This is a genomic window from Vibrio sp. SNU_ST1, from assembly GCF_030563405.1.
Classification (GTDB): domain Bacteria; phylum Pseudomonadota; class Gammaproteobacteria; order Enterobacterales; family Vibrionaceae; genus Vibrio.
The window spans coordinates 487,384-499,767 of sequence record NZ_CP130748.1 but is presented as its reverse complement, the minus strand read 5'-3'; the positions used below and the strand labels follow the sequence as shown (position 1 = coordinate 499,767).

Here is a 12,384-nt window from a genome sequence, read left to right as displayed (position 1 = left end):
TTCTTCTACCTTTGATTTAACCAACTCTTTAAGACTTCAATATCATTTTGGTATTCGTTATTTATTTCATCAACCCAATCTGAAATGTTCTCCCACCACGCAGGCATATCTGGAGATTGAGCTTTCTGAGCAACTTGCTGTATGCGTTTCAGGCCAATGGAACCTGCTGCACCTTTAATCTTGTGTGCCTCAGAGACGATACTGTCTTGATCTTTCGCAACCATATTGGAATTCAATATTTCCATATATTCCGGCATCATATCTTCAAACATCACGATGCTATCCAAAACAGGTTTCGACCCGACAATGTCAACATAAGACTCTAGCATATCAATATCAAGCAAAGTGGTATCAATCGTTGAAAGAGCTGGCTTACTCGCTGTTACTTTCTCAGCACCTATGACTTTCTCAACACCTGCTACTTTCTCAACGTCCTTTACTGTATCAATACCCTCAATAACCTCTGGGGCATCCTCAATCAACTCGCTGATGACATCCTGGATTGCACGAACCGACAGTGGTTTACTGATCGCTTCATCCATACCTTTCTGGAAATACTCTTGCTTATTGTTTAATACATTCGCGGTTAATGCCACCAAAGGCGGCAATTGGCTATATTTCTCGCGGTAGTATTGGGCTATGTCGAAACCTGTCATATCTGGTAACTGGATATCCAGTAATACCAAGTCATAATCTTTCGGGTTGAAAACGATTTGTGCCTCTTTACCCGTCATTACGACTGTCACTTCATGCCCTAGGCTTTCAAGTAAAGAACGAGCTACTGTGATATTGAGCTCAATGTCTTCGACCATGAAAATTTTAAGGTTGGACTGCTTTCTTGGCGTTTTGATCAGAGCCTGAGTATCGTGATTAACTGGAACTCGAATCGAAACCGTAAAGGTACTACCAAAACCCTCTTCACTGGTGACTTCAATGTTACCATCCATCATATTGATAAGCTGTTGAGATACAGCAAGACCAATTCCGGTACCGACAGCGTGTAAATTGTCTGTTCCCGATTTCACCTGATAGTACATCGCGAAGATCTTCTCGATTTCACTTTCAGGGATACCAATCCCGGTATCTTCTACTTCCATCGTGATGTTGGCAAAGTCGCCATCAATATCAGCGCTGACCGTCATCACGACACCACCATCTTTGGTGAACTTCATCGCGTTACTAACAAGGTTCCACAATACCTGTCTAAGACGAGTACCATCCACCTCAACTGCAGAAGGAAGATCGGACAGCCTTTCTAGATCAAACCTCAACCCTTTCTGCTCTGCCATTAACGCAGAAATGCTTTCGATCTCAACAACGAAATCTTCAAAGTTGATCGGTGTTGGGAAAAGTTCAAGTTTACGGCGGTCGAACTTATCCATGTCGATAATATCGTTAAAGATATTACCCAATGTTACCGCACTCACCTTGATGGTTTGCATCTGCTTACGCTGCTCGGTCGTCAGCTGGCTATCCAATAACATGCGGCTCAAGCCGATGATGCCATTGAGCGGTGTTCTTAGCTCGTGGCTAATGGTTGAGATAAAGGTGGTCTTATCGCGACTGGCTTTTTCTAGTGACTCTTGATGCTCTTTACGCTCGGTAATATCACGACCAAAACCAACCAAGCCAAGGTGGCGACCATCTTTACTGTAGAAAGGCACCTTACGCAGTTCGAAGTAACTCTTACGTCCGTCAGGGTATTCTAGCCATTGGTCATAGGTCAAAGCTTGGTTATCAGCAAAGACTTTCTTATCAGTTTCAACAACTTGCTGGGCTACCTCTTTGCTGTAGACATCCCAAGGAGTCAAACCGACTAGCTCTTTTTCTGTTTTGCCCGTGAGTTCTTCAACCGCTCGGTTGCAACCAGAAAACACCCCATCTTCATTGCGATAATAAATGAGGTCAGGCGAGGCATCGATAAACGAGCGCAACAGCGCCGTACGTTCTGCTAATTCAAGCTGAGTTCGCTCACGCTGAAACACTTCGTTCTCAAGATCATGCATCGCTTCTGCACGCGCTTCTTCTGCTTTTTCACGATCTTCAATTTCTTGGTTGAGCTTTTCGATATTAAGTTGCAGTTTATTGTTGAGTTCTTGATCTCGCTCTCGCATATCACCCAACTTAGAGACCAATTTAGCCAACCTTTGACGAGACTCTTCCAGTTGATCTACCACGACTGAGAGAAAATAGACCGCCCAAGGTGTGATCACTAAACCGAAGAAAACCGAACGGACAATGTCGATATCATCAACATTACCTTTGAGTGCGAGGGTGATACCGACTTGTACAACAACAGCAAGGGCAACAAGCGCTAGGGCGAGTAAGATAGAAAAGCGGACAATCCCCAATTTTACGAGCAGATCCACGTAATACTGGGCAAGATTTTTCATGGGTTTCATTTAGCGCTCCACGCGATAAGACTAGCAACATTCTACCTTGTTTGAAGATAGTAGGTAAGCTAGCTACATCACACGCAGCAAGAGATTAGCGGTAATATCGAAGGTTAATCAACCAATATTAATACTAACCGAGCAATATCAATACTAGCCAAGCCACATAAATATTAGCCAAGTAATATAAATGCTAAACAAGAAAAAGACGGAGTCACTAAGTTACCCATTCTATAAAGTTAGTGAATAGAGTATGGATGCACTATAGAACGATTTCGACCATCAGATTTCGCTTGATACAACGCACTATCAGCCAAGGCAACAGCAGACTCCATTTCGTCATCAGGTGTTGGTATATAAGAGACGATACCAATACTCACCGTGATGGAGTCAGACACTGTAGACTTCTCATGAGCGAGTCCTAGTTTGTGCACTTCATCATGAATTCGACGAGCTACCATAAGCGCACCTTCTGTGGTTGTGTTTGGGAGAATAAAGCCAAACTCTTCACCACCATATCGAGCCACGCAATCCGAAGAGCGATTCAACACCTGCTTAAAGGCTTGTGAAACCTGAATCAAAGCATCATCACCTTGTTGGTGTCCATAGAAATCGTTATAGCCTTTAAAGAAGTCGATGTCACACAGCATGATCGTCAACGGCAACTTCTCACGCACGTGATGATGCCACAATGTAGACAGCTGCTCATCGAAGCGACGTCGATTGGACACCTGAGTTAAACTATCCATAAAACTGAGGCGCTCAAGCTCTAAATTGGCTTCTTCAAGTTTCTGCTCGGCGAGGTAACGTTCTGTGATATCACGTGCCATGATCAGTACACCATTGGTACTCGATGCTGGGTCTCTAAAAGGCGACTTCACTACATCATACCAAGTAAACTCTCCATCACTTGAAACCAGTTTGTCGATGTAACGCAACGAGTTACCTTGATGAAGCACTTGGTGATCAGTTTCTGAGACGCGCATATAAATGCTATTTGGTACTACGTCTTGTAGACGTTTACCCACTAAGTCACTGATTTCAGAAATACCCAACGCTGCCACAAATGGCTTATTACACGCTTGGTAAACCATATTTTCGTTGAAGATACCAATCGAGTCAGGGCTCGCTTCCAAGATGTTTTGTAAAATGGTGTCACGTTGTGCAAGTGCAACTTCAGTATCTTTACGCTTTTCCATTTCCCCACGCAGTTGCTGCTGCATGTCATGCCAATCCGTCACATCGTGACTTATCGAGAGCGTACCTATGGTTTCTCCACTTTGCGAGAGCAAAACACTTTGATAAGTTTCAAGAAGACATCCCTTACCATCTTGGTCTGTAGTCCATGAGCGCTCACTGACGCGACCTTTCAAGGCACCACTAGACACACTTAAAGTGCCCTCTTCAGGGCGACCATGCCAAAACTTTTTAAACGCACGATTACTCGCGACCAATTCACCCTTTTGATCGATGACATAGACCAACTCAGATAAAGAATCCAAAGCGGTACGAGCAACATTGAGATCTCGAACCTCTTGGGAAAGCTCTTCGTTGGTACTTTTATAAGGGGAAGCATGTATCATCCAAGCCTTCCTACTTCTAAAGTGGATCTTACGACCCACCAAGTTGATCTTAAAAGATTCAAATTCAGAAAGAACCCAGGACGAGAGATACTCAAACGTTCGAGAGTTGATGTGATCAGTGAGGTAATGACGAAAACTATTCTCAGCTTCCACTGTAGGAAAACGAAAGTGAGTACCGATTTGGCGGATACCAAGCAACTGCATGGCTTGGCGATTGGCGTACAAGATCTCGCCACTTCGGATATCAACAAAATAAAGAGGTGAAGGCGTAGCGAGAAGAAGCTGTTCAATATATGACTGGTAACGTAAATAAAGGTGCCAGCAGATGAGACCTATCAGCAATAGAACAACGATATATATACCGTAGCCATACGCCCTATCCCATAACCAAGTCATTACCAGCTCCATCTGCTCTCAATCTATACTTATAAATTCTATGAGGGAAATGTTACCACTATTTGTTGATTTTATCTGCTGTTACCTACAAGCACCCATTCCTATCAATTGGTCGCGTTTAAAACAGGTTGCGTGTACTCGAATGCAAAGCCTGTTTTAATGCCTTGTGCGCCGGTTTTATCAAGCGAACGACCAATCTCAGTCATCGCCAACCAGCGGTTCTCACACCATAACGGGGAGAGTAGTGTCGGGCGTCTCGCCGCAGAAGATACACGATGATAAACCACGTCCGCTGGTGTGCGTTGAATGATCTCACTCGCGATATCAATGTACTCCTCAAGGCTTGGTGCTTCTAGCTTTCCTGCCTTCCAGGCTTTAGCCATGGTACTGCCTTCAACAATATGAAGCCCGTGAAGCTTGATACCATCAGTGCCAGTCGCTAATACCTTATCTAGAGTTTCAAGGTTATCCGCTTTGGTTTCTTTAGGCAGGCCGACAATAAGGTGAGTACATACCTTGATACCTAAAGCACGTGCGCGCTGGGTGATCGTTTCATACACCGTGAAATCGTGTCCGCGGTTAATTCGCTTGAGGGTTTTGTCATTGGCTGTTTGCAGGCCGAGCTCTAGCCAAATTTCGTAACCTTGCTTAACGTACTCTGCGAGCAGATCGAGTACCGCATCAGGCACGCAGTCTGGTCTCGTGCCAACACAAAGGCCAACAATCTCTGCTCCGGGTGCTTTTAGAGCCTCTTCATACATATTCTTGAGTACCTGCACCTCAGCGTAAGTACTGGTGTAGGCCTGAAAATAAGCAAGATACTTCTTGGCACGAGCAATCTCACCCGCGCGATCTGTTAATTGATCAGCAATACTTTGAACTTGAGTTTGTTCATCGGCAAAAGAAGCTACGTTGCAGAAGGTACAACCGCCACGGCCAATTGTCCCATCTCGATTTGGGCAGCTAAAACCACCGTGCAGTGTCAACTTGTGAACCTTTTCGCCATAACGACGCTGGAGATCTTGGCCAATAGTATTGACCAACTCGTGTAATTGCATAATAGATACACCAAGAATCTAAATGAGAATGAATATTAATTTCATTTGTGAAATTAAATTACGGACTTTCAGAAATAATCCAAATAGATTACCAAAGCACACTTGCGATCCATCTAACGAATATCAATAAAAATGCAAATAAAACACTCATAATCGCCTAACGTTGCATAAATGTTATGCGTAAATTCAATTCAAAATAAAAAAATGGTCTACAAAGTTCAACTTTCATTGCAATTATCCTTAACAAAATTGTAGGATACTTACACATATTGGCTGTTTTTGTGCATTTACTTACAACAAAAACTTGTTAATAAGTTGGTGATATCCATATCCCACCTATATAAACCACTAGTTTGTGGCTAAAAATAAACGGATATCACTAAGGATTGTTTTTCTCGCAATACTTTTCCTGCGAGATACGGAAAGGATTCAAACCGCCAGCATAGGCAGGTTTAGACCCATAAATATAAAAGGACAAGGCTAACTTTATACAAATAAGTTGCGCCTAGATTTAACTGGAAGGATGTATCTATGGTAGATCAAGAGCAGAACTCACAGGGTCTGTATACTCCTGAATTGGAGCATGACGCTTGTGGTATCGGTTTTGTTGCACATCTAAAGAATCGCAAATCTCATGATGTAGTAACTCAAGCACTCGATATGCTTGCACGTATGGAACACCGTGGCGGCCAAGGCTGCGATCCGTGTTCTGGTGATGGTGCAGGTATCCTGCTACAGAAGCCGCACGAATTCTTACTAGAAGAAGCCGTAAAGCTTGGAATTAAGCTGCCATCTTTTGAAAAATATGGTGTTGGTGTTGTACTTTTCCCTAAAGATGAATACAAACGTGCACAGTGTCGTGACATTCTAGAACGCAATGCACAGCGCCTTGAGTTAGAGGTTATCGGATACCGTGAACTTCCAACTGACAATTCAATGATTGGTGCTGACCCATTAAGTACTGAACCTCAATTTGAACACGTATTTATTTCTGGTGGTCCAGGTATCACACCTGAAGAGCTTGAGCGTAAACTGTATGTTCTACGTAACTACACCGTTCGTGTATGCCTAGAAAGCGTTTCAAATATCGGTGACGACTTCTACATCAACTCTATGTCTTACAAGACATTGGTGTACAAAGGTCAGCTAACAACTGAACAAGTACCTCAGTACTTCCTAGACCTGCAAAACCCAACTATGGTGACAGCTCTAGCACTTGTACACTCTCGCTTCTCTACCAATACATTCCCTCGTTGGCGTCTGGCTCAGCCTTTCCGTTACATCGCGCATAATGGCGAAATCAATACGGTTCGCGGCAATCTAAACTGGATGAAAGCACGTGAAGCAATCCTAGAGTCGGATCTGTTTACACAAGCTGAAATCGACATGCTGCTTCCTATCTGTCAGGAAGGTAGCTCGGATTCATCAAACTTCGATATGGCGCTTGAGCTACTTGTTCTTTCAGGTCGTACTCTGCCACACGCATTAATGATGATGATCCCTGAAGCATGGCAAGAAAACAAAAACATGGATCCAACTCGTCGTGCGTTCTACCAGTACCACGCGAACGTAATGGAACCATGGGATGGTCCAGCTTCTGTCTGCTTCACTGATGGTGTTCAAGTTGGTGCAACACTTGACCGTAACGGTCTGCGTCCTTCTCGCTACACAGTAACGAAAGACGACTTCCTAGTGATGGCGTCTGAGTCTGGTGTTGTTGAGATCGCACCTGAAAACGTTGAATACCGTGGTCGTTTACAGCCAGGTCGTATCTTCGTTGCTGACCTTGAGCAAGGCCGCATCATTTCTGACGAAGAAGTGAAAGACGGTATTGCTAAAGCACAACCCTACGAAAAGTGGGTTGAAGAGAACCTTCTGAGCTTGAAAAAGCTACCGGATGCGAACAACGAATTTAACCAACCTTCTCCAGAAAAGTTGCTTCACAAACAACAATCGTTTGGTGTGAGCTCTGAAGAAGTAAACGAAATCATTCTACCTCTTGCGAAAACAGGCTACGAGCCACTTTCAGCAATGGGGGCTGACTGGCCGCTAGCGATTCTTTCCCATCAATCGCAGCACCTTTCAAACTACTTCAAGCAATTATTTGCACAAGTAACTAACCCGCCAATCGATCCGATTCGTGAGCGTATGGTTATGTCTCTGAACACTTACCTAGGTAAGGATCAGAACCTACTTGCTGAAACACCTGAACACTGTCAAAAAGTAGAACTTGAATCTCCTGTGCTATCTAACTCAGAATTAGAGAAGCTACGTGCAATCGATAACGAGCACCTTCAAGCGAAGACGCTGGATATCGTATTCCAAGCAAACGGAGACAACGGCAAGTTAGAGCGCGCACTTAAGCGTATCTGCCAATACGCAGAAGACGCCGTGATTGATGGTTACTCTATCATCCTACTGACAGACCGTGCGGTTAACTCTACCCACGCCGCTATTCCAGCAATGCTGGCAGTTGGCGCGGTTCACCACCATCTTATCCGGAAAGGTCTAAGAGCTAAGTGTGACATTGTTGTTGAAACGGGCGATGCTCGCGAGACACACCACTTTGCAACGCTTATCGGCTACGGTGCGAACGCAGTTAACCCATACCTAGTTATTGAAACGATTGTTGAACTGCAACGTACGAAGAAGCTAGATCCAAACGTACACCCGCGTGAGTTATTCGATAACTACCGTAAAGGTGTCAACGGCGGTCTACTGAAGATCTTCTCTAAGATGGGGATCTCTACGCTACAGTCTTACCACGGTGCACAAATCTTTGAAGCACTTGGTGTAAGCAAGTCAGTGGTTGAAAAATACTTCACTGGTACTGTTTCTCGTATCCAAGGTCTAACGATCGATGATATCGCACGAGAAGTGCTAGTTCGTCACCGTGTTGGTTACCCAGCTCGTGAAATTCCAGCTCAGATCCTTGATGTTGGCGGTGTTTACCAGTGGAAACAACGTGGCGAGAAGCACCTATTCAACCCTGAAACGATTTCTCTACTTCAAGAGTCGACGCGTAATAAAGATTACGGTCAGTTCAAGAAGTACGCAAAAGCAGTTGATGACCAAGGCGACAACGCAGCAACGCTACGTAGCCAACTGGATTTCATCAAGAACCCTGCAGGCTCTATTCCTCTCGCGGAAGTAGAACCAATCGAGAACATCCTTAAGCGTTTCGCAACCGGCGCAATGAGCTTTGGTTCAATCTCACATGAGGCTCACTCAACACTGGCTGTTGCAATGAACCGCATTGGCGCGAAGTCAAACTCAGGTGAAGGTGGTGAAGATCCAGCACGTTTCGAGCGTAAAGAAAACGGCGACTGGGAACGTTCAGCAATCAAACAGGTGGCTTCTGGCCGCTTTGGTGTAACGTCTTACTACCTATCTAACGCTGATGAGCTGCAAATCAAGATGGCTCAAGGTGCGAAACCTGGCGAAGGTGGTCAACTACCTGGTGATAAGGTTGATGATTGGATTGGTGCAACACGTCACTCGACTCCGGGCGTAGGTCTTATCTCTCCACCCCCACACCACGATATCTACTCAATCGAAGATTTGGCTCAGCTGATCTACGATCTGAAAAATGCAAACCGTAACGGCCGTGTAAACGTGAAGCTAGTATCAGAAGCAGGCGTAGGTACGATAGCATCAGGTGTAGCAAAAGCGAAAGCTGACGTCGTACTTATCGCAGGGTTTGATGGTGGTACAGGTGCATCTCCGATGTCTTCTATCCGTCACACCGGTCTGCCTTGGGAACTGGGTCTAGCGGAAACTCACCAAACTCTGCTGAAAAACGGCCTACGTAACCGTATTGTTGTTCAGTCTGATGGTCAGATGAAAACACCTCGTGACCTTGCAGTTGCAACACTACTTGGCGCTGAAGAATGGGGCGTAGCAACAGCTGCACTTGTTGTTGAAGGCTGTATCATGATGCGTAAGTGTCACAAGAATACATGTCCTGTTGGTATCGCAACACAAAACAAGACCCTGCGTGAGCGTTTCGACGGCCGCGTAGAAGACGTAGTAACGTTCTTCCAATACATGGCAGAAGGTCTGCGTGAAGTAATGGCTGAACTTGGCTTCCGTTCTATCGACGAAATGGTTGGTCAATCGCACAAACTTAAAGTTCGTGATGACATCGGTCACTGGAAGTACAAGAACCTCGACCTAACACCTGTACTGCACATTGAGCAGGCACGTGAAGACGACGGTATCTACAACCAGAGACAACAAAACCACAACCTAGAAGATGTTCTTGACCGTAAACTGATTCAAGCTGCCATTCCAGCGCTTGAGAAAGGCGAAGCCGTGAATGCGACCTTCCCTATCATCAACACGGACCGCTCTGCGGGTACGATGCTATCGAATGAAATTTCGAAAGTTTACAAAGACCAAGGTTTACCACAACCAATGAACGTTAAGTTCTACGGTAGTGCTGGCCAATCTTTCGGTGCGTTCCTTGCGAAAGGCGTAAAATTCGAAGTAGAAGGCGACGCGAACGATTACTGGGGTAAAGGTCTATCTGGCGGTACGTTGGTACTGTACCCAGATGCGAAATCTTCTATCGTTGCGGAAGATAATATCGTGGTTGGTAACGTATGTTTCTACGGTGCAACCTCAGGTGAATCTTTCATTCGCGGTATGGCTGGCGAACGTTTCTGTGTTCGTAACTCAGGTGCGAAGGTTGTAGTTGAAGGTGTTGGTGACCACGGTTGTGAATACATGACAGGTGGCGCGGCAATTATCCTTGGCTCAACTGGCCGTAACTTTGCAGCTGGTATGAGTGGCGGTGTTGCTTATGTTTGGGATAAAGAAGGCGACTTCGAAACCAAGCTTAACGCTGAACTTGTAGACCTAGATCCAATTGAACAAGAAGATAAAGATCTTCTACTAGATATGCTAACCAAGCATGTTGAATTCACAGGAAGTGAAGTTGCTCAGTCTTTCCTAGACAACTTTGAAGCAAGTGTTGCATCACTGATTAAAGTCATGCCACGCGACTACAAAGCGGTTCTTGAAAAGCGTAAAGCTGAAGCACAACAAGCACAAACGGAAGAAGTGGAGGCAGTATAATGGGTAAGCCTACTGGATTTTTAGAACACGGTCGTGAGCTTCCAAAGAAGCTCGCCCCATCGGTTCGTATCGAAGACAACAAAGAGTTCGTACTTAACGAAGAGTTTGGTGAAAAAATCAATACTCAAGCATCTCGTTGTATGGACTGTGGCGTACCTTTCTGTCACAGCGGTTGTCCGATTGGTAACATCATCCCAGAATTCAATGACGCGGTGTACCGTGACAGCTGGGAAGAGGCTTGGAACATCCTAAGCTCTACCAACAACTTCCCTGAGTTTACAGGTCGTGTGTGTCCTTCTCCTTGTGAAAGTGCTTGTGTACTGGGTATCAACCAAGACCCAATCACCATCTGTAATATCGAGAAGACGATAGTAGAAACGGCGTACCGTGAAGGGTACGCAAAGCCTAAAACACCACGCTCTCGCACTGGTAAAACAGTGGCAGTGATCGGCTCAGGCCCAGCAGGCCTAGCCGCTGCTGAGCAACTAAACAGTGCTGGTCACTCAGTGACAGTATTTGAACGTGATGAGAAAGTCGGTGGTCTACTGCGCTTCGGTATCCCAGATTTCAAACTGGGCATGGACGTGATTGACCGCAAGATCAACCTGATGGCTGAAGCTGGCGTTGAGTTTAAAGTCAATCAACACATCGGTGTTGATGTTAACGCTCAACAGCTACGACAAGAATTTGATGTGGTATTGCTGACGGGTGGTTCTACGGTTCCACGCGACTTACCAATCCCAGGTCGTGAACTGAAAGGCGTTCATTTTGCCATGGAATTCCTTGGTCAAAACAACCGCCGAGCCAACGACTTAGACCTTAAAACAGAAGAGCTTCACGCTAAAGATAAGCACATAGTGGTTATCGGTGGTGGTGATACGGGTTCTGACTGTGTGGGCACATCAAACCGTCATAAAGCAGCAAGCATTACTCAGGTTGAGATCATGCCGATCCCACCAGAGAAACGCCCTGTAAATATGCCTTGGCCTCAATACCCAATGATCATGAAAACGACGACTTCTCACGAAGAAGGTTGTGAACGTCATTGGAACATCCTGACTAAAGAGTTCATCTCTGACGATAACGGTAATGTAACCGGGCTTCGTATCGCTGACATCGTTTGGCAAGACGCGAAACCAGGCGAACGTCCAGGTTTTGATGAAGTAGCGAACTCTGAACGTGTTATTCCGTGTGACATGGCATTCCTTGCGATGGGCTTCTTACATCCAGAACCTACAGGCGTGCTAGCTCAACTAGACATTAAACTGGACGAACGTGGTAACGTCGCTTCTGAAGGTTTTGCGACTAACCAAAAAGGCGTTTTCGCAGCTGGTGATATGCGTACAGGCCAGTCTCTAGTAGTACGTTGTATTAACGAAGGCCGTGAATGCGCCATTGCTATTGATGACTTCTTAATGGGTAACTCAAACTTAGAAGCGAAAGCCGACTCTTTGATGCTTTCTGCATAAAACTTTAATAGCAACTCCTTCCAAACTTTGGCCAACACTCTGTGTTGGCCTTTTTTATTTCTTAGATACCCATACCCGTTTACTTATTTATCCACTTTTTATGAATTAAGACAAAAAATTAGCCCAATAAAAATAACTAATAATCATTATCGTTTAACTTGATAACTCTAAAATACGACAAAATAAAGAAAAAGTGACCAGATAAACTCGATATAAAACAAATATAAAGACTAATTAACTATTCGAAATCCATGTGAAAAGAAAACAACCACTTGCTATCAAATTTTCTACATGATAATTATTGAGATCGCTTTAAAGGAACAAAACACGTTTCATTAAGAAACCAATTTACTTCAGCAGGAGCAGAAAAGTTGGTTTCCCCAATTAGAAGTTGTCAAAATTTCGC

Annotated in this window: 5 protein-coding genes; 2 read left to right on the top strand and 3 right to left on the bottom strand. The window is 44.7% G+C overall.

The genetic code is table 11. The features are described 5' to 3' along the window. Positions 1-5: 5 nt before the first annotated feature. The 3 genes from arcB to Q5H80_RS02195 form a co-directional block, all read right to left on the bottom strand. A complete protein-coding gene (arcB, locus tag Q5H80_RS02205) occupies positions 6-2,402 on the bottom strand; it encodes an aerobic respiration two-component sensor histidine kinase ArcB (protein WP_304568295.1) in 2,397 nt (798 codons plus the stop codon). A gap of 230 nt (positions 2,403-2,632) precedes the next feature. Then, on the bottom strand, positions 2,633-4,384 hold the full coding sequence (locus Q5H80_RS02200) for a diguanylate cyclase domain-containing protein (protein ID WP_304568294.1): 1,752 nt from the start codon (positions 4,382-4,384) through the stop codon (positions 2,633-2,635). 92 nt (positions 4,385-4,476) lie between these two features. Beyond that, positions 4,477-5,430 carry a TIGR01212 family radical SAM protein gene (locus Q5H80_RS02195; RefSeq protein WP_304568292.1) on the bottom strand — a complete coding sequence of 318 codons (954 nt, stop codon included), beginning with the start codon at positions 5,428-5,430 and terminating at the stop codon, positions 4,477-4,479. Between the two features lie 531 nt (positions 5,431-5,961). Between Q5H80_RS02195 and gltB the strand changes: the two genes are divergently transcribed. Then, complete coding sequence (gene gltB, locus Q5H80_RS02190) at positions 5,962-10,509, top strand: glutamate synthase large subunit (protein ID WP_304568290.1); 4,548 nt, start codon at positions 5,962-5,964, stop codon at positions 10,507-10,509. Further along, entirely contained in the window at positions 10,509-11,978 is a 1,470-nt protein-coding gene (locus Q5H80_RS02185; RefSeq protein ID WP_304568288.1) for a glutamate synthase subunit beta, read from the top strand. The genes gltB and Q5H80_RS02185 overlap by 1 nt, the downstream gene beginning before the upstream one ends. Positions 11,979-12,384 lie beyond the last annotated feature (406 nt).

Excerpts from the sequence above, each read along its gene's own strand:
- arcB (WP_304568295.1), bottom strand. The coding sequence starts at position 2,402 with ATGAAACCCATGAAAAATCTTGCCCAGTATTACGTGGATCTGCTCGTA.
- Q5H80_RS02200 (WP_304568294.1), bottom strand. The coding sequence starts at position 4,384 with ATGGAGCTGGTAATGACTTGGTTATGGGATAGGGCGTATGGCTACGGT.
- Q5H80_RS02195 (WP_304568292.1), bottom strand. The coding sequence starts at position 5,430 with ATGCAATTACACGAGTTGGTCAATACTATTGGCCAAGATCTCCAGCGT.
- gltB (WP_304568290.1), top strand. The coding sequence starts at position 5,962 with ATGGTAGATCAAGAGCAGAACTCACAGGGTCTGTATACTCCTGAATTG.
- Q5H80_RS02185 (WP_304568288.1), top strand. The coding sequence starts at position 10,509 with ATGGGTAAGCCTACTGGATTTTTAGAACACGGTCGTGAGCTTCCAAAG.